Origin of the sequence: Mycobacterium sp. IS-3022 (assembly GCF_001500065.1) — a bacterium.
Taxonomy (GTDB): domain Bacteria; phylum Actinomycetota; class Actinomycetes; order Mycobacteriales; family Mycobacteriaceae; genus Mycobacterium.
In genome coordinates this window covers 85,154-103,015 of sequence record NZ_LQIN01000034.1, presented here as the reverse complement: position 1 = coordinate 103,015, position 17,862 = coordinate 85,154, and the positions used below count along the sequence as shown (strand labels likewise).

Genomic DNA, 17,862 nt, shown 5'->3' with positions numbered 1-17,862 from the left:
AAACAGAGGCGGGCTAACCAGTCGGCGCGGTGCGCAGCGCCGGCGGCAGGCTCGGCAGGAAGTGCCGGCGGGCGAAGGTGCGGATGTCGTCGGCGGACTCCAGCGGCTGGGTACTGGGCAGCAGCAGCACCATCGCCGCGTACCGCAAGGTGATGTCGGCCAGCTCCTCGATCGCCTGCTCGCCGATCCGCTCGGTGAACCCGGCTCCGAAGATGGTCCGCAACGCCGCGGCCATCCGGGCGATCGCCGCCCCGTAATGCGTACGCGTGAGCTCGAGCAGCAGTGCCGGCTCATCGGTCAGCATTCGGTACAGCACCCGGTGGCGGCGGAACTTCAGGATCGAGAGCGTGAATGCCTCGACGTAGTGATTCGACTGCGGCCCAACTCGTTTGACCTCGTCGGCGATGTCGGCGAACAGCGCGATGTTCTCGCGCTCGATCACTGCGGCGACGAGTTCGTTGCGGTTGGCGAATCGCCGGTAGATGGTGGTGCGGCTGACCCCGGCGCGACGGGCGACATCATCGAGTGCGACCCGGCGCACGCCGTGCCGCTCGAACTCGATGACGGCGGCGTCGAGGATGGCTTCCGTCGTGGGCGACGAATCAGGCCCCGTCGTGGGCGACGAATCAGGCCCCGTCGTGGGCGACGAATCAGGGCCCGTCGCGGGCGACGAATCAGGGCCCGTCGCGGGCTCACGCCCGGGCATAGCCCTTTTGCGCATAGCCGTTGTAGCGCACAGACATTGGCAGACGGTCCCACACCGAGTTGACCGGCCGCGACCGACACACCGCGGCGAAGCGCTGGTACCGCCGCTCCTGGCGGTCACTCCACGGCAGCTCGAGCAGCGCGCGGGCGCGTGGCGGCAGACCGCCGGTGGTCAGGAACGCCGCCAACGGGTTGAACACCGGGGCGATCAGCCGCCACGCCCACCGCGGAACGCCTTTCGGGCAGGGCAAACCCTTCGTCACGTAGCCGACTCCGTACCGTGCGGTCCGGTGAGCGACGACGATCTCGTCGAGCATGCGGTCCCAGTAGCGCTCGAATTCGTCGTAGGTGGCAGGCATCGGCCGGTCGCTCACGCCATAGCGGCGGTACCACGTCTTCGACTCGAGGTAGATCTGTTCCTTGTCCTCACGGCTCAACCGCTTGACGAAGGTGTCGGCGAAGTACAGCACCTGATCGACGAACGTCGCGTGCGCCCAGAAGTAGGTGTCCGGGTCTAACGCGTGATAGCGCTTGCCGTCCGGCATTTCACCTTTGATCTCGGTGTGGAAGTCGCGCACCTGGGTGCCGGGATGATCGTCGTCGGAGCCGTAGACGGTGTTGAAGATCGGCGGCAGGGAGCGCTTCACCCGGGCGGCGGTGTCGTCGAAGAACACCGAGTGGTCGAGCACGCCCTGGCCGAGTTCGGCGAGCATGTTCTGCAGCACCGCAGGCCGTGGCCCGATCAGGTACATCCGGTTGTCCCCGAAGTAGCGCCACACCAGCGACTGCGGCCCCAGCGGCAGGGCGTCGTCCACGCTGTCGTCTTTTTCCACCAACTCGGTCATTGGCACAGTGTTACAAATTCTGCACTTTGTACCAAGTGGATGTGAGCGACCTCTCACCAACCGCGAGCGGCCTCTTTCTACGCGGTGCAGCGGGCGTGTCGCCGTGCAGACGCGGTCACCCGCGGGCGGGAGGAGGGCGGCGGCGGCGGAACCGTGCCACCGCGAGCACCGCCAGCACGCCCGCGACCGTCGCCAACACCAGCGCCAGCCCCAGCAGGGGCGCGCTGTACTCCACCGACGTCGTCGGGGGTTCGCCTTCGAGCACCGGCGCCACCATGACCGTGGTGGTGGCCGCCAGCCAGCTCAGCACGCTGCCGACCGCCGCGGCGAGGGCCAGCATCAGCTCCAGCGTTGCCCGTACGGTCATGCCGGTGGGATGCGCTCTTCGATCAGCTGAGTCAGCGCCTCCCGCAGCCGCTGGTGCTTGCGCGCCCACGCCTGCGCGGTGCGGTCGTTGGTCAGCTTGAGCCCGATGCCGGTGCGGCCACGCGGAACGCCGGTGAGCTCGCCGAGCGCCCGTGCCGCCTGCCACTTCGGCGTCTCGCTGCCGGTCGCTTCGGGGTAGACGCGGACGATCTCGTCGGTGCGGATGCGTTCGGTGCCCTGCCGCAGGGTCTCCGGCGTCAGCTCGACCGAGGTGTGGATGCGCGCGGCCTTGACCTGGATCCCGAGGAAGCCGCTGACGAGCACGAGGAACACGCCGGGCATCAGCACCTGGAAGCCGTAGCCGGCGGACGCCTGGATCAACCCCATGGCGATCGCCGCCGCGGGCCCTGCCGCCACCCACCACCAGCTGGCTCCCTGCTCGTAGAACAGCACTTGGGGTCGGACCTGGTTGTCGGTCACGTCGGTTCCTCTTGCTTCGCCGCACCCGGCCGGGTGACGAGGATCGCCCCGGCGATCAGCGGCAGGACCGCGATCAGGGTCACGATGTGCACGATGCCCCGCGCCGAGAGCAGCACGACGAACACGACGATCGTCAACGACAGCGCGACACCCGCCCTGCGGAACCGGACATCACCGGTGCGGATCCGGCCGGCAAGGAATGCCATACCGGCGCCGGCGGCGACCGTGAGCATGCCCGCGCCGCGGAACAGGGCCGGCAGGTTCACCGAGGCGGCGATCAACCCGCCGACCATCAACATCACCGAGGCGACGACCCAGCACCAGAAGGCGGCGGTGACGACGCGGGTTCGCGGCGCGGGAGCGGTCATGGTCGGGTCAGCCTAACCCGTCACCGCGTGAAGTAATCTGTGGCGTCTTTGCGGTGCAAGAGATATGCGCCCCCGAGGATCAGCACCGACCCGAGGATGGCGGTGACGGCGTAGGCGACCGCGGCGGCGGCCGGACGGTCAGAGTTGAACAGGCTGGTCGCCACATAGACGACCACCGCCAGACCGGCGCCGGTCAGCACGGTGCGGGCCCACCGGTAGCCGTGCCGCATCAGGATCTGGAAGGTCAGTACGACGGCCGCAAGGATCACCACGAAGGTCACCGAGACCACCAGCACCGGGACCGGCAGCTCGCGAGCGCGATCGGTGACCAGTAGGTCGACGACATGCCCGACGACCATCAGCGCAAGCGCCGCCACCCAGAGCCAGAAGCCGGTGTCGACGTCCTCCGGTCGGGCACCGGGCGCGGCGGGCGGTTCCGGGCTCACGCCAACCAACCGGCGACGTCGGCCGCCCAGTACGTCAACACGATGTCGGCGCCCGCCCGCCGGATACCCATGAGGGTCTCCAGCGCGACGGTCTGCAGGTCGATCCAACCGTTGGCGGCCGCGGCGCTGATCATCGAATACTCGCCGGACACCTGGTAGGCGGCCACCGGCACGGGCGAGAGGTCCGCGGCCGCACGCACGACGTCGAGATATCCCATCGCGGGCTTGACCATCACGATGTCGGCGCCCTCGTCGATGTCGAGTTCGACCTCGTGCAGTGCTTCCCGGGCGTTGCCCGGATTCTGTTGGTACGTACGGCGATCCCCGCGCAGGCTCGACCCCACCGCCTCCCGGAACGGGCCGTAGAAACCGGAGGCGAACTTCGCGGCGTAGGCCAGGATCACCGTGTCGGTGTGCCCCGCGGCGTCCAGGCCGTCCCGGATCGCTGCGACCTGGCCGTCCATCATGCCGCTCGGCCCGACCACGTGTGCACCCGAATCGGCTTGTGCCACAGCGAGTTCCACGTATCGTCGGTTGGTCAGGTCATTATCAACCCTGCCCGTCCCGTCCAAAATCCCGCAGTGGCCGTGGTCGGTGAACTCGTCGAGGCAGGTGTCGGCCATCAGCACCGTGTCGTCGCCGAGGTCCTTGGCGAGATCGCGCAGCGCGACGTTGAGAACGCCGTCCTCGGCCACCCCCGCAGACCCCGTTGGGTCCTTGTCCTCGTCGCGCGGCACGCCGAACAGCATCAGGCCGCCCACGCCCGCGGCCACGGCGTCGGCGGCGGCGCGACGCAGCGAGTCACGGGTGTGCTGCACGACACCGGGCATGGAACCGATTTCGCGTGGTTCATCGATGCCGTCGGCGACGAACATCGGCAGCACCAGTTGTCGTGGCTCCAAAGTGGTTTCGGCGACGAGTCGCCGCATCGCCGGCGTGGCGCGCAGCCTGCGCGGCCGATGCCTGGGAAAGCCCACTAGCGGCTCCTCGCGGTCAGCGACGCCGGCTCTTCTTACGCGGCGGCGGCAGTGCGCCCTCGGCGCGCAACCGGGCGGCGTGTTCGGCGAGCGCCTCCACCAGCGGCCCGACGGCCGCGACTTCGGGCTGCACATCCACCCGAAGGCCGAATTCGGCTGCGGTCTCGGCGGTTTTGGGCCCGATGCACGCGACGATGGTCCGCGCGTGCGGCTTGCCCGCGATGCCGACCAGGTTGCGAACCGTCGAGCTCGAGGTGAAGCAGACCGCGTCGAAGCCACCGGTCTTGATCATCTCGCGGGTGTGCGCGGGCGGCGGCGCGGCGCGCACCGTGCGGTAGGCCGTGACATCCTCGATCTCCCAACCACGTTCGCGCAGCCCCTCGGCCAGCGTCTCGGTGGCGATGTCGGCGCGCGGCAGCAGCACACGGTTCACCGGATCGAAAACGTCGTCGTACGGCGGGAACTCATCGAGCAAGCCGAGCGACGATTGTTCGCCGGCCGGCACCAGTTCGGGGTTGATGCCGAACGCCCGCACCCGGTCGGCGGTGGCCTGGCCGACGCAGGCGATCTTCACCCCGGAGAAGGCCCGCGCGTCGAGACCGAACTCGTTGAACTTCTCCCACACCGCGCGTACCGCATTGGTGGAGGTGAACACCACCCACTGGAACCGGCCGTCGACCAGACCCTTGACCGCGCGCTCCATCTGCGCCGGGCTGCGCGGCGGCTCTACCGCGATGGTGGGCACCTCGATGGGGAGCGCTCCGTGACCCACCAGCTTGTCGCTCATCTCGCCGGCCTGGTCCTTGGTGCGCGGCACCAGCACGGTCCAGCCGTACAGCGCACGGCTTTCCCACCAGTTCAGCTTGGCGCGGTTGGCCACGGTCTTGCCGATGGTCACGACCAGGGGGCCGGCCAAGGGGCCGGCCGGCTCGATGCCCGTCGGCTTGTCCAGCACCGCCTTGTCGAGCAGCCCGTCCAGTGTCGTCTCGACCGAACGCTGTTGGCATGTTGTGCCGCTGGCCGTCACCACCACGGGCGTGGTGGCGGTGAGCCCGTACTCGATCAGCGTGCGCGCCGCATCGGCCAGGTGGGTCGCCGTGGCGTGCAGGATCAGCGGTCCCGGTGCGGCGGCCAGCGCGGCCCAGTCGACGTGCGGGTCGCGAACGTCGGCCACGGTGTGGGCCGAGCCCAGCGGCAGGCCCGCGTACGTGGGTACCGCCGTGGTGTCCGGCAGGCCCGGCACGATCTCGAAGTTCAGGTGCGACTTCGCCAGCGCCGACACCTCGCTGATCACCGCGTCCACCGACAGTGGATCCCCGGCGACCAGCCGCACCACGTCGACACCCGTGCGGGCCTCGGCGATCAGCGTCTTGGCCACCTCGGCCGGATCGCCGACGGCCGACCGGATGTCGGGTCCGCCTGGGATCGTCGGCGCCTCATCGCCCCCGGCGTCGCCGTCGGCCGGCGCTGCCGCCGCGGGTTCGGGACCCGACGGGGGCGGCAGCTCGCTACCCACCAGGGCCAGCACCGCCTCCGGCACGTCGGGATCGGTGAACACCAGGGCGGCGTTGCCGAGCACGGTGCGGGCCCGCGTCGTCAGCAGTCCGGGGTCACCGGGACCCGAACCGACGAACGTGATGCGGCCCGGCTTCGGCTTGCGCCCCCGCCCGCTGGTCTGGCCTGTCATCTCAGTCACTCATCTCTCTGCTCTTCGCTCAACGCTCATCGCAGCTCTACTGCTTCAATCGGCGTCCGCCATGAGCTCGCGCGCCCCCAGGTCGAACAACTCCTCGGCCACCGAGAGCCCCAGCTCCCGGGCCCGGTCGGGAGTGCCGACGCCGGACGCGCGGATCACGTCGGATCCGTTCAGCGCCGCCACGCAGCCGCGCAGCGACACCTCTTCGAAGACGTTGCCGTCCTCATCGATGGACTCGACCACCTCAGCGATCGCGCCCACCGGTGCGGAACAACCCGCCTCCAGTCGGGCGAGCAGGGCCCGTTCAGCGGTGACTGCGGCGCGCGTGTCGGCGTCGTCCAACTCCGCCAGCAGCGCGGCGAGCTCGGTGTCGTCCGCGCGGCACTCGACCGCGAGCGCACCTTGAGCCGGCGCTGGCAACATCTGCACCGACTCGAGAGTCTCGGTGACATCGGCCAGCCGCCCGATGCGAGCCAGTCCCGCCCGTGCGACTACGATGCCGTCGAGATCACCGTTGCTAACCCTGTTCAACCTGGTATCCAGGTTGCCTCTTAGGGGGCGGATTTCCAAACCGAGACCCAGTGCTCTAAGCTGTGCGGCCCGCCGCGGGCTCGACGTGCCGATCAGCGAGCCGGCCGGCAACTCTCCGAGCACCAGTCCGTCACGGGCGACCAGCGCGTCGCGCGGGTCTTCGCGCGGGGGGCTTGCAGCGATGACGAAACGCGGGTCGGCCGCGGTCGGCAAATCCTTGAAGGAGTGCACGGCGGCGTCCACCCGGCCGTCATCGATGGCCTCCCGCAGAGCGGCGGTGAACACGCCCACGCCGATGTCGGCGATGGGGCCCTGGTTGCGGTCGCCCTCGGTGGAGATGGTGACGAGTTCTGCGGCGTGCCCGTTGGCAATCAGCGCATCCCGGACCGTACCGGCCTGGGTGGTCGCCAGCAGGCTGCCCCGGGTGCCTATCCGAATTACAGTCAAGCGTTACTCGGCCTTGTCGAAATCAGTTGGTATCAATGGCATTTCGGGGCCAGCGACGGCATCGACGGCCTGTTGGTCGAGCTCGAACAACTCGCGCAGCGCCTCGGCGTAGCTGTCGCCGCCGGGTGCGCTGGCCAGCTGTTTGACCCGCACGGTCGGGGCGTGCAGCAGCTTGTCGACCACCCGGCGCACGGTCTTGGCGACCTCGTCGCGGTGAGCCGCGTCCAGCCCGGGCAGCCGGTTGTCCAGCCTGAGCAGTTCGGCCTCGACCACGTCGGCGGCGCGCTGCCGCAACGCGGTGACGGTCGGGGTGACCTCGGCCATTCGCTGACCGGCCAGATAATTGGCGACCTCGGCGGCGACGATCGCGCGCGCGGCTTCGGCGTCGGAGGCGGCGGCGCGGGCCGACGGCTCACGCTGGATGCGCTCCATGTCCACCACGTAGACGCCGGGCAGCCCCGCCACCGCAGGATCGACGTCGCGGGGCATGCCGAGGTCGCAGATCACCAGCTGCTTGGGCTCTTGGCCGTGCGCCAGGCCGCGGTGCACGTCGGCCAGGGAGACGACGGGCCGCACCGCGCCGGTGCAGCTGACGACCACGTCGGCGTCGGTGAGCAGCGGCGGCAGATGGTCGAACGGGAAGGCATGGGCCTCGATGCCCAATTCGCGGACCTTCGCCGCGAGTCGCTTGGCCCGCGGCAGGCTGCGGTTCACGATGTGGATGCGATCGAGGCCGGCGCGGGTCAGATGCTTGGCGGCCAGCGAGCCCATCGCGCCCGCGCCGATCACCACCGCGGTGCGGCCGGCGAGCGAACCGAGCTTGCTTTCGGCCATGCCGAGCGCCACGGACACCACCGAGGCGCCGGCGGCGTCGATCCCGGTCTCCGTGTGCACCCGCTTGCCGACCGACAACGCCCGCTGCGACAGCTCGTGCAGCGTGCGGCCCACGGTGTGGTTGGCCTCGGCGGCCGCATAGGCGCGGCGCACCTGGCCGAGCACCTGCTGTTCTCCGATGACGGCGGAGTCCAGCCCGGAGGCGACGGCGAACAGGTGCTCGACGGCGGCTTCGGCGTAGCGCACGTAGGCGTATTTGGTGAGGTCGCCCAGGCCCATACCGGAGTGCTCGGAGAGCACCTGGCCGATGACCGACAAACCGCCGTGGAACGCCTCGACGACGGCGTAGACCTCGACCCGGTTGCAGGTGGACAGCACCATCGCCTCGGTGACGAGGGAGGACTGCAGCACCTTGTCGACGATCTTTGCCTGATCGGATTCATCGGTGCTGAGTTGTTCGAGCACCGACACCGGCGCGCTGCGGTGCGAAACCCCGAAAAGCAGCACGCTCACGGCTTAATCACCACGTCATCCACGGTAGTCGGTGAACAGTTAGGTGACCAAATTCCTGCCGGAGGCCGCAGTCACTTCGCCAGGTCGGCACGCAGCCGAGGCTCATCGACCTCCCAGTAACTGTGCTCGGCGCCGTCGAGCAGCACCACCGGCAAACGATCGCCGAACTCCGCCCGTCGCGCGGGTTCGCCCGCCGCGGCTGCGGCGTCGACATCGGTGATGACCAGCGTGAAACCCAGTTCATCCGCCAGCACGGTGAGCTGGTCGGCGACCCGTCGGCAGATCGTGCAGCCGTCGCGCGTCAGCAACTCCACCTGCCGGTCCACTCGACAAGTATCCCGCCACCGTGACTTAGGGTTGAAACGTGTCTGAGTCCGGTCGCGTCGAAGGCGAGCAGTTGGCGGGACCAGCCTCTGCCGCCGATCAGCAGCGTGCCGGTGAGGCGAGCGCCGAGCAGGCCGTCACCGGTCTGGTTCTCGAGGAGCCCACCACCCCGTCGCCACCGCCGCCCGACCTGACCGCGGCAGCGTTCTTCGACGTCGACAACACGCTGGTGCAGGGCTCGTCGCTGATCCACTTCGCCCGCGGGCTGGCCGCTCGCAAGTACTTCACCTACGGCGACGTCGCGAAGTTCCTCTACGCACAGGCCAAGTTCCAGCTGACCGGACGGGAGAACAGCGACGACGTGGCCGCCGGCCGTCGTAAGGCGCTGGCTTTCATCGAAGGCCGGTCGACGGCCGAGCTGATGGCCGTCGGCGAGGAGATCTACGACGAGATCATCGCCGACAAGATCTGGCCTGGCACCCGCTCGCTGGCGCAGATGCATCTCGATGCCGGCCAACAGGTGTGGCTGGTCACGGCGACGCCGTACGAACTTGCCGCGACGATCGCCAAGCGGCTGGGCCTGACCGGGGCGTTGGGCACCGTCGCGGAGTCCGTCGACGGGGTGTTCACCGGGCGCCTGGTCGGCGACATCCTGCACGGGACGGGCAAAGCCCATGCGGTGCGGTCACTGGCCATCCGCGAAGGGCTCAACCTGCGTCGCTGCACTGCCTACTCGGACAGCTTCAACGACGTGCCGATGCTGTCGCTGGTCGGCACCGCGGTGGCGATCAATCCCGACGCGGACCTGCGCGACCTCGCCCGGGAGCGGGGCTGGGAGATTCGCGACTTCCGCACCGCCCGCAAGGCCGCGCGCATCGGCGTGCCGTCGGCGCTGGCACTGGGCGCGGCGGGTGGGGCGTTGGCCGCCGTCGTCTCCCGTCGCCAGGACGGCCGCTGAACCGCTGATAGGCTCGCGCCGCTGACTCCGACCAGAAGAGACCGTGTATGGCCATCGCAGAGAACATCATCGGCACTCATTACCGCTACCCCGATTACTTCGAGGTCGACCGGGAAAAGATCCGGGAGTTCGCGCGCGCGGTCAAGGACGAGCACCCGGCCCACTTCAGCGAAGAGGCCGCCAAGGAATGCGGTTACGACTCGTTGATAGCGCCGTTGACGTTCCTCGCGGTCGCCGGTCGCCGCGTCCAGCTCGAGATCTTCAACCAGTTCGACGTGCCGATCAACATGGAGCGGGTGCTGCACCGTGACCAGAAGATCACCTTCCACCGCCCGATCGTGGCCGGCGACAAACTGTTCTTCGATTCCTACCTCGACTCGGTGACCGAATCACACGGGGCCGTCGTCACCGAGGTCCGCGGCGAGGTCACCGACGCCGACGGCAACCCGGTCCTGACGAGCGTCGTCACCGTGATGGGCGAGGCGCAATCCGACACCGAGGCCGACGAGGTGAGCGAGCGCATCGCCGCCGCCCGCGATGAGGCGATCGCGAAAATGATTGCCAAGCAAACTAGTTCGGGTAGCTAGCCTCTAGCGCGAGCAGTCGCGAAGTGCCCCTTAAGAGGCCCGTTCGGGGGCAGTTTGCGCCTGCTCGCGGAGGAACGCTCAGCCGGAGACTCAGCCGAGGAACGTGTTGCGGCGCTGCGCGAGCAGTTGGTACAGCGTCTGCTGGATGGTCTCGCGCACCTGGTCGGTGAGCTCGAACGTGATCATCGGGTCCTCGGCGGCCGACTCGTCGTAATCGGCCGTCTCGATCGGCTCGCCGAACTGGATGTGCCACTTCGACGGCAGCGGGACCATCCCTGCCGGGCCTGCGAGCGGGAAGAACGGCGTGATCGGGAAGTACGGCAGCCCCAGCAGCCGGGCCAGCAGCTTGACGTCGCCGATCATCGGATAGATCTCCTCGGAGCCGACGATCGAGCACGGCACGATGGGCGCCTTGGTGCGCAGCGCGGCCGAGACGAAGCCGCCGCGACCGAAGCGCTGCAGCTTGTAGCGGTCCTTGAAGTGCTTGCCCAGGCCCTTGTAGCCCTCCGGGAAAACCGCGGTCAGCTCACCGGCGGCCAGCAGGCGGTGCGCATCGGCGGTGCAGGCCATGGTGTGGCCGGCCTTACGCGCGGCCTGACCGACCATCGGCAGGTCGAAAACCATGTCGGCGGCAAGCAGGCGCAGGTCGCGGTGTGCCGGGTGGTGGTCGTGCACCGCCACCGACGCCATCAACCCGTCGAACGGCAGCACCCCGGCGTGGTTGGCAACCACCAGCGCGGCACCCGTCTCGGGCAGATGCTCGACACCGCTGACCTCGACGCGGAACCACGACTTGAAGAACACTCTCAGCAAAGGCAAAAAGATTGCGTTGTTGAGGTGGGCGTCGAATCCGAATTCGTCGACGACGTAATCGCCCATCATCCGCTTGCGGACGAATTCGGCGACCGCCCCTATTCGCTTGGCGAGTTCGGTGGGCGTCTCGTCGACGGTCGGGACGCCGGCGGCGCCAGCCCTGCGGTCGTCGATCTCACGGACGACGGCGGCGATGTCCTCAGCGGAGGCGCGACCGAGCGGATCCGAGGTCTGCGAGGGATGTCGGCGAGAGCCCTGCGTGCGCGCGGCGTTGCGCCGCTGCGCCGCTGCACGGCCCGAATTCGCGTGCAGCGGAATGACTTTCGCCTTGGACTCGCCCGCCACTGTCGTTACCTTCTCCCCACCCGATCAGTTGATGAGCCTAGCGCCCCCACCGCTGCGCCGCAGCGACGGCGCGACTCTCCATTGAGCGTACCCACCGAGGGTCGACGATCGGAGTCAATCCGCGGCCTCGGACGTAATCGTCGAAGGCTTCCACGGTGGTCCACTTTGGGTTGTAGCCGAGTTCGTTTCGCATTCGCGATGTGTCCATAACACGGCCGTAACTCAGGTAGTCCAATTGCTCGCGATCGAGTTCAGTGTAGCGAGTCGCGCGCCTCAGCGAATCCACTGCCCACAGCGCCGATCGAGGCACGGGAAGCGGGATTCGGCCGGCCCGCCGGATCGCCTGGCTCATCATGATGATGCCGGACGCCCCGATGTTGTAGGTGCCCGACTTGCCCGCCATCGTCGCGCGCTCGAGCGCCCCGAGCGCGTCCTGCTCGTGCAGCAGCTGTAACCGGGCGTCGTGCCCGACGACGGTCGGCACCACCGGACCGGCGAGGTAGCGCGACAACGCGGTGTCCATCGCGGGACCGATCATGTTGGCCAGCCGCAGGATGGTGACCGCGATGTCCGGCCGGCGCCGCCCCAGCCCGCGCGCGTAACCCTCGATGTCGATGCTGTCGCGGGCGAATCCTTCGCCCGGGGGACGTCGAGCGCTGCTGTCCTCGGTGAACAGCACCGGGTCGCGTGAGCTCGAGCCGTACACCTCCGAAGTGGACTTGAGTACGACGCGTTGCACCGACGGTGCCTTCTGGCAGGCCGCGAACAACTGGATCGCGCCCATCACGTTGAGCTCCTTCAGCGCCGCGCGCCCACCGGAGCGGGGCGCGTAGGACGCCGCGGCGGCGTGCACCACGGTGTCGACGTCGCCGTTGCGAATGACCTTCGCGATGAACGGGTTCCGGATGTCGGCGCGGACGAACTCTGCGCGGCCCATCCGGCGCAGCAGGTCCTTGCTCGGCGCGATCGCGTCGACGGCGATCACATGGTTGATCAACGGGTTCTGCGCCAGCCGGGCCGTCAGGTATCCGCCGAGGAACCGGCACGCCCCGGTGACCAGGACGACTTTGGGATAGTGCACGGCGTCGCGCGAGTCAGACCCGTTGGCGTGCCCAGTGGAACGACCCTCGGAATCCATGACCGGTCAGCCTAACGACCGCGCGCGGAGATTACTTGCCGAGTTTTCTGCGCTGGACCCGGGTGCGACGAAGCAGCTTGCGGTGCTTCTTCTTCGACATGCGCTTGCGCCGCTTCTTGATGACTGAACCCATGAACTCCGCTACCTGTGACTACTTGCCGAACAAGCATTGTTGATTGACCCGGCCACTTTACCGGGCTGCGCAGGTAACCGCGAAACTCGCCTGATCGCCGGTGCGGGCTTGCGTGAAGAAGATCAGCCTGCGTCGAAGTACGAGCTCTCCAGCATGTCGTGAACAGCCTTGGCGTGCACCCGGAACGACCGGCCGACGCGGACGGCGGGCAGCTCCCCGTTGTGCACCAACCGGTAGACCGTCATTTTGCTGACCCGCATCAGGCTCGCCACTTCGGCGACGGTGAGAAATTGAGCTCGTGGCTGTTGACCGTCGGATCCGGCGTCCCGAGCCGACTTTCCACTGGCCGAATCCCGCCCGGATGGCCCGTTCATAGACGTCATCGCAACCCAATCATTCAGGCACGGGCAGTCCCAGCGGCTTCCCCACCGCTGGCACCGACCCGTGCTTACACCAGGAGAATAGCGTGGCAGATGGTGTTACTGCGACGGGTGTGGGTAATTAAACGAATTACTCCGATGTAATTCCGAGCTGCTCAGAGCGCCTTTTCGCGGCCTCGACCGCTTCGGCGACGGCCGCCCGCAAACCACTCCGTTCGAGTTCCCGCAGACCAGCCGCTGTGGTCCCCCCCGGCGAGGTAACGGTCGCGCGCAGCTGGGCGGGCGTGGTGTCCATCGTGATTCCCGACGACGAGCCGGCCGCTCCCCCGGCCGATGCGGCCCGGTCGAGCCGGTCCAGCAGCATCGCGGCCGACCCCGCCATCGTCTGCGCCACCAGATCCGTGGCCACCGTGCGCGACAGCCCGGCGGCGACGCCCGCGTCGATGAGCGCCTCGACCATCAGGTAGAAGTAGGCCGGCCCGGAACCCGAGAGCGCGGTGACCGCGTCGAGTTGGGATTCGGGCACGGTCAGCACGCCGCCGACCGCGTCGAAGATCGCGGAGACCTCTTTCATCTGCTCCGCGGTGGCGAACCGGCCGGCGGACAGCGCGCTGACTCCCCCGCCGACGACGATCGGGGCGTTGGGCATGACACGGATCACCGGCGCCCCGGCCGGCAGCTTGTTCTCGTAGTAGGCGGTGGTGACACCGGCGGCGACCGTCACGAAAACCTGTTCGGCCGCGTCGCTTTCGGCTTGGGTGGCCGCATCGACGATCTCCCCGACGAGCTCCTCCACGTCGGCGGGCTTGACGGCCACGACGACGTAGCCGGCGTTGTCCACGGCGTTGGACACCGTCGTCACCAACACCGAATACGTCTCGGCGAGGTGTTTTGCCCGGGCCGGGTCCTTCTCGGCCACCACCAGGTCCTTGACCTGTCGCCCGGCGCGCAGCAGCCCGGACAGGAGTGCCTCACCGATACTTCCCCCGCCGACGATCGCGATTCTGGCCATGCCGGAAAGCATTGCAGAAAGCCGGTACGGCTACGCGCTCGGCACCATCGCGAGTTGGCGGCTCTGCACCACGATGCGGCCCTCACAGTCGACGACGATGTGATCCTCGTCGAACCAGTCCTGGCCGATCTCCACCGTCGTGCAGAGCACCCGCAGCCACCCGTCGGCGGGCAGGGTACGCAGATACGCAGTCAACTGGACGGTCGGCGCCCAGCCGAACCGGTTCACGCCCAACGTCACCGGCGCCGACACATCGCCGCACAGCAGCGCGAACAACACATCGGGCGCAACGCCTTTCGGGCGCACCCAGTACTCGATGACCGGCGGTCCACCGTCGGACCGCGGCGCCATGGTGGTCAGCGAGGGCCGGATGTCGCAGCCGTGCGCGAGGTGCACGATATCGGCCATCGGATGTCCCTCGCCGATCGGCTCGAGACCGGGCGGCGGCTCGGGTTGCATCAGCGGGATCACGGGGTTGACCGACAGCAGTGGCGCCACGTGATGCTCCGGGTCGCCGAGCGTGATCGCGGCCCGCACGGCCGTACGCTCACCCTGATTGAGTTCGACGTCGATCAGGCTGATGCGACGTCCGCGCTTGCGCACCGTGGTGACCACCTGCATCGGGCCGGGGTCCGGTGCCCACAGGAAGTTTCCGGACACCGCGATCGGCTGCACGTCCCCGCCGCCGTGCTCTGTTCGCGCCGCGTTTGCGCACAGCGCCAACATCGCGCCGCCGTGCACCTTCGGCCCGATTGTCCAATGTTCGTTCAGCTCACCGTGATACACGCCGTCACCGGCGTCGGTGAGCGCCATGGCGTCGGTGAACAGGGTGGAGCCGGTCATCTGGTGGTTCCTTCGCAAGGTGAGGTCAGCGCAGCAGGTGCGCGCGGGCGAACTGCAACGACTCGACCAGCAACGCCTCGCGTTCGGCGGCGGTGCGGGCGCCCGACGTGGTCACCTCAAGGATCACATGCCCGGTGAAATCGCTCGCGGCCAGCATCTCGCAGACCTCCACCGTCGGCTGCGTGCCCCGGCCCGGCACCAGATGTTCGTCGGTCGAGGCGCCGCTGCCGTCGCACAGGTGCAGGTGCACCAGCCCGTCTCCCATCCGACGGGCCATCTCGATCGCATCGGAGCCCGCGGTCGCGGTGTGCGACAGGTCCAGCGTGTAGTGCGCGTGGTTGCCGTCGAGCGGGTCGTAGGACGGCGCGAACGCCGAGATGCCGGGCCCCGGCCTGCCGCCACGTTTGCGCATCCGCTCGATCGAGGTCTGACCTGCGCCGAAGAACCGGTCGGCCCGAAACGGGAACATGTTCTCGACGGCGACCATCACGTCGCTGGCCGCCTCGAGCTCGGCGACCTGCTCAGAGAAGCCTTCGGCGTAGCGGCGCTGCCACCGGAACGGCGGATGCACGACGACGGTCTGGGCGCCCAGCTGCTCGGCCGCGCGCACACTGCGCTCGAGCTTCGGGATCGGGTTGGCGCCCCACACGCGCTGCGAGATGAGCAGGCACGGTGCATGCACCGAAAGCACCGGCATGTGGTATTTCTCGGACAACCGCGCGACGGCTTCCACGTCCTGGCTGACGGTCTCGGCCCACACCATCAGCTCGACGCCGTCGTAGCCCAGGCGGGCCGCGTACTCAAAGGCCGCCTCGGTTCTCAGCGGGTAGACCGACGCCGTCGACAGACCGACCTTGATGGCTGGGCGCACGAGTTATTGGGCGCCTCAGCCCGCCTGCATCAGTGCCAGCGGCCCGAACGTGACCATCGCCCCGACCGCGACGGCGATCAGCGTGCTGCCGATGTCCTCGGTCTTACGCACCACCCGCACCCCGACCACCAGGCCGAGGATCACCAACACTCCGAGCACCAGCGCGATGATGCTGTTCCACTTCCACAGCTGATCGAACGCGATGAACAGGCCGGCACCGAAAGCGACCGCAATCACACACTGGGCGACGACCCAGGCTCCGCGCAGGAACGCCGACATCGGTCCCGATGGCGCCACATCGGCGTCGTCCTCGAGATCGATGTCCTCCGGGCCCAGGCCGCGGCCGCGCCGGACCTCGTCGTCGGCGACGTCCGGACCGCCGAACAGCTCACTGTCCTTGTCGGGGGACCGCAGGTATGACGGCAGGTCCTCGCGGTCGTCGTCGTCTGGTTCGACGAGATCGACGGCAGCGTCGGCGGCGTCCTCCTCGTCGGCCTTGGGATCGGACCAGTCGAACGGGTCCGGGCTCATCTGCTCGGCCCCCACGCCGGTGTCGGTGTCCTCGCCCACCGCGCTTCGCCCGCCGGTGTCCTCTCCCACCCCGCTGCGCCCGCCGGTGTCCTCTCCCACCCCGCTGCGCCCGCCGGTGTCCTCTCCCACCCCACTGCGCCCGCCGAAACCGAACCGGCGCCGGGTGAAGTGCGAGCGGCGCGGCGGGGCGAAGAAGTCCAGGTCTTCGTCGGAGTCGCGATGCTCGACATGGGTCTGGTAGTCGGCGACGGCGTCGGCGTACTCGTCCTGCTCGTCTGCGGAGGCCTCGGGTTCGACTCCGGTGTCCTCGGCGGCGGGCGATACTTCCTCGACGTGGTCAGGGGCGCCGTTCGTGGCAGCGGGTTCGGCCGCTTCGGGTACGGGTTCGAGGCGTTCGGGTTCGACGGTTTCGGATTCGGCCTCGGCCGGGGCATCGACCACCGCGGCGGCCGACGGCCCGGTCGCGGGTGCGTCGTCCTGATCGCGGACGACCGGGATTTCGCCGGTCAGTTCGGCGACGGAGATCGAGTCGGTGTCCCCACGGCGACGCCGGCGCCGACCGCCGATCGGCGGGGCACCGATCGTGCCGTTGCGCGCCAGCAACTCCGCAACCGAGATGGGTCGCGTGTTGCTGTGGTCGTCTTCTGGTCCTGTCATGGTGTATTGCCTTCGGCCCTCGTCACCTATCGTCCAGCATTGCGCAAAAACGTCTGTACTGAGGCCGGATTGTCAGCGCCGCCGATCGTCGTCGGATCGTCGGCACCGACGGAGCCGCTGCCGTCGGCTTCGCTGTCGAGTCTCCGCAGAATCAGCCCTTCCCGCAACGCCCAGGGGCAAATGTCCACGCTCTCGACGGCCAGGGCCTTCATGCTCGCCTCGGCGACCAACGCTCCGGCCACGATCTGTGGCGCCCGTTCGGCACTCACTCCTTCCAATTCCGCTCGGTCGGCCGCGGTCATCCTAGAGATGAATGCTATGAGCTGCCTTAACCCGGTGGCTGTGAGCGTCCGTTTGACCCGCGGACCGGCCCCGGACGGCGCGGCGCCGGTCAACCGGGCCAGCGAGCGGAACGTCTTCGACGTCGCAACGGCCAGGTCCGGGGCGCCGGCTTTGAGCAGCTCGGCCCCGGCGTCGGCCAGTTCGGTGGTCAGCCAGTCGCGCAGCATCGCGACCCGCCGACGGCCCGGTGGGTCGTCGGGCAGCCATTCGCGGGTGAGCCGGCCCGCGCCGAGCGGGAGCGACAGCGCCACCTCCGGCTCCTCGTCGACACCGTTGGACAGCTCCAGCGACCCGCCGCCGATGTCGATATTGATGATGCGTCCGGCGCTCCACCCGTACCAGCGCCGCACGGCCAAGAACGTCAGCCTCGACTCGTCGACCCCGGCGAGTACGCGCAGCGAGACCCCCGTCTCGGCGAGCACCCGCGCGAGCAACTCCTCGGAGTTCTTGGCGTCACGCACCGCCGAGGTGGCGAACGCCATCAGCTCCGAACACCCGGAACTGGTGGCGATCTTGGCGAACTCGTCGATGGTGCCGATCAGTTTGTCCGCACCCTTACGGGTCAGCTTGCCGGAGCCGTCGATGGCCTCGGCGAGCCGCAACGAGGCCTTGGTGGAACTCATCGGTGTCGGGTGCCCGCCCCGTCGCGCGTCCACCACCAGAAGGTGAACGGTATTGCTGCCCACGTCGAGCACGCCTAATCGCACACCTTCAACTTAA

General features: G+C 68.6%; 22 protein-coding genes. 2 read left to right on the top strand and 20 right to left on the bottom strand.

What is annotated here, in order from left to right:
• Positions 1 to 13 precede the first annotated feature (13 nt).
• The 11 genes from AU188_RS17590 to AU188_RS17540 all read right to left on the bottom strand — a co-directional run bounded on the left by AU188_RS17590 (position 14) and on the right by AU188_RS17540 (position 8,534).
• Positions 14 to 706 carry a TetR/AcrR family transcriptional regulator gene (locus tag AU188_RS17590; RefSeq protein ID WP_082686684.1) on the bottom strand — a complete coding sequence of 231 codons (693 nt, stop codon included), beginning with the start codon at positions 704 to 706 and terminating at the stop codon, positions 14 to 16.
• Complete coding sequence (locus AU188_RS17585) at positions 693 to 1,550, bottom strand: oxygenase MpaB family protein (RefSeq protein ID WP_059164957.1); 858 nt, start codon at positions 1,548 to 1,550, stop codon at positions 693 to 695. The genes AU188_RS17590 and AU188_RS17585 overlap by 14 nt, the downstream gene beginning before the upstream one ends.
• Before the next feature lie 115 nt (positions 1,551 to 1,665).
• Positions 1,666 to 1,917 carry a hypothetical protein gene (locus AU188_RS17580; protein ID WP_059164956.1) on the bottom strand — a complete coding sequence of 84 codons (252 nt, stop codon included), beginning with the start codon at positions 1,915 to 1,917 and terminating at the stop codon, positions 1,666 to 1,668.
• Complete coding sequence (mce1N, locus tag AU188_RS17575) at positions 1,914 to 2,396, bottom strand: transport-regulating membrane protein Mce1N (RefSeq protein WP_059164955.1); 483 nt, start codon at positions 2,394 to 2,396, stop codon at positions 1,914 to 1,916. Before mce1N ends, AU188_RS17580 begins: the two co-directional genes overlap by 4 nt.
• Complete coding sequence (locus tag AU188_RS17570) at positions 2,393 to 2,764, bottom strand: hypothetical protein (protein ID WP_059164954.1); 372 nt, start codon at positions 2,762 to 2,764, stop codon at positions 2,393 to 2,395. The genes mce1N and AU188_RS17570 overlap by 4 nt, the downstream gene beginning before the upstream one ends.
• A gap of 20 nt (positions 2,765 to 2,784) precedes the next feature.
• On the bottom strand, positions 2,785 to 3,210 hold the full coding sequence (locus AU188_RS17565) for a hypothetical protein (protein WP_059164953.1): 426 nt from the start codon (positions 3,208 to 3,210) through the stop codon (positions 2,785 to 2,787).
• On the bottom strand, positions 3,207 to 4,187 hold the full coding sequence (gene hemB, locus AU188_RS17560) for a porphobilinogen synthase (RefSeq protein WP_082686683.1): 981 nt from the start codon (positions 4,185 to 4,187) through the stop codon (positions 3,207 to 3,209). The genes AU188_RS17565 and hemB overlap by 4 nt, the downstream gene beginning before the upstream one ends.
• Before the next feature lie 16 nt (positions 4,188 to 4,203).
• The gene (locus AU188_RS17555) at positions 4,204 to 5,874 is read right to left on the bottom strand and encodes a bifunctional uroporphyrinogen-III C-methyltransferase/uroporphyrinogen-III synthase (protein ID WP_059164951.1); all 1,671 of its coding nucleotides are present in this window, start codon (positions 5,872 to 5,874) and stop codon (positions 4,204 to 4,206) included.
• 54 nt (positions 5,875 to 5,928) lie between these two features.
• The gene (gene hemC, locus AU188_RS17550) at positions 5,929 to 6,861 is read right to left on the bottom strand and encodes a hydroxymethylbilane synthase (protein WP_059164950.1); all 933 of its coding nucleotides are present in this window, start codon (positions 6,859 to 6,861) and stop codon (positions 5,929 to 5,931) included.
• A gap of 3 nt (positions 6,862 to 6,864) precedes the next feature.
• Positions 6,865 to 8,208, bottom strand: coding sequence for a glutamyl-tRNA reductase (locus AU188_RS17545; RefSeq protein WP_059164949.1), 1,344 nt, complete (start codon positions 8,206 to 8,208; stop codon positions 6,865 to 6,867).
• A 71-nt stretch (positions 8,209 to 8,279) separates the two neighbouring features.
• A complete protein-coding gene (locus AU188_RS17540) occupies positions 8,280 to 8,534 on the bottom strand; it encodes a glutaredoxin family protein (protein WP_059164948.1) in 255 nt (84 codons plus the stop codon).
• A 38-nt stretch (positions 8,535 to 8,572) separates the two neighbouring features.
• Between AU188_RS17540 and AU188_RS17535 the strand changes: the two genes are divergently transcribed.
• Both AU188_RS17535 and AU188_RS17530 read left to right on the top strand, forming a co-directional pair.
• Complete coding sequence (locus AU188_RS17535; protein WP_059164947.1) at positions 8,573 to 9,490, top strand: HAD family hydrolase; 918 nt, start codon at positions 8,573 to 8,575, stop codon at positions 9,488 to 9,490.
• A 47-nt stretch (positions 9,491 to 9,537) separates the two neighbouring features.
• Positions 9,538 to 10,077 (top strand): FAS1-like dehydratase domain-containing protein, encoded by a 540-nt coding sequence (locus AU188_RS17530; protein ID WP_059164946.1) that lies wholly within the window; start codon positions 9,538 to 9,540, stop codon positions 10,075 to 10,077.
• Positions 10,078 to 10,167: 90 nt separating this feature from the next.
• Here the strand turns inward: AU188_RS17530 and AU188_RS17525 are convergent, their stop codons facing one another.
• The 9 genes from AU188_RS17525 to AU188_RS17490 form a co-directional block, all read right to left on the bottom strand.
• The gene (locus AU188_RS17525) at positions 10,168 to 11,235 is read right to left on the bottom strand and encodes a lysophospholipid acyltransferase family protein (RefSeq protein WP_059164945.1); all 1,068 of its coding nucleotides are present in this window, start codon (positions 11,233 to 11,235) and stop codon (positions 10,168 to 10,170) included.
• A 37-nt stretch (positions 11,236 to 11,272) separates the two neighbouring features.
• Positions 11,273 to 12,373, bottom strand: a complete 1,101-nt coding sequence (locus tag AU188_RS17520) for an SDR family oxidoreductase (RefSeq protein WP_059164944.1) — start codon at positions 12,371 to 12,373, stop codon at positions 11,273 to 11,275.
• 31 nt (positions 12,374 to 12,404) lie between these two features.
• A complete protein-coding gene (locus AU188_RS25050) occupies positions 12,405 to 12,506 on the bottom strand; it encodes a 30S ribosomal protein bS22 (RefSeq protein ID WP_003402602.1) in 102 nt (33 codons plus the stop codon).
• Positions 12,507 to 12,628: 122 nt separating this feature from the next.
• A complete protein-coding gene (locus AU188_RS17515) occupies positions 12,629 to 12,889 on the bottom strand; it encodes a helix-turn-helix domain-containing protein (protein WP_059099129.1) in 261 nt (86 codons plus the stop codon).
• Positions 12,890 to 13,016: 127 nt separating this feature from the next.
• Positions 13,017 to 13,898 carry a pyrroline-5-carboxylate reductase gene (gene proC / locus AU188_RS17510; protein ID WP_156426736.1) on the bottom strand — a complete coding sequence of 294 codons (882 nt, stop codon included), beginning with the start codon at positions 13,896 to 13,898 and terminating at the stop codon, positions 13,017 to 13,019.
• Positions 13,899 to 13,928: 30 nt separating this feature from the next.
• The gene (locus AU188_RS17505; RefSeq protein WP_059164942.1) at positions 13,929 to 14,741 is read right to left on the bottom strand and encodes a thioesterase family protein; all 813 of its coding nucleotides are present in this window, start codon (positions 14,739 to 14,741) and stop codon (positions 13,929 to 13,931) included.
• Between the two features lie 25 nt (positions 14,742 to 14,766).
• The gene (locus AU188_RS17500) at positions 14,767 to 15,612 is read right to left on the bottom strand and encodes a sugar phosphate isomerase/epimerase family protein (RefSeq protein WP_059164941.1); all 846 of its coding nucleotides are present in this window, start codon (positions 15,610 to 15,612) and stop codon (positions 14,767 to 14,769) included.
• A gap of 15 nt (positions 15,613 to 15,627) precedes the next feature.
• Entirely contained in the window at positions 15,628 to 16,800 is a 1,173-nt protein-coding gene (locus AU188_RS17495) for an Rv0497 family membrane protein (protein WP_059164940.1), read from the bottom strand.
• A gap of 26 nt (positions 16,801 to 16,826) precedes the next feature.
• Positions 16,827 to 17,849 carry a Ppx/GppA family phosphatase gene (locus tag AU188_RS17490; RefSeq protein ID WP_059164939.1) on the bottom strand — a complete coding sequence of 341 codons (1,023 nt, stop codon included), beginning with the start codon at positions 17,847 to 17,849 and terminating at the stop codon, positions 16,827 to 16,829.
• Positions 17,850 to 17,862: the final 13 nt, after the last annotated feature.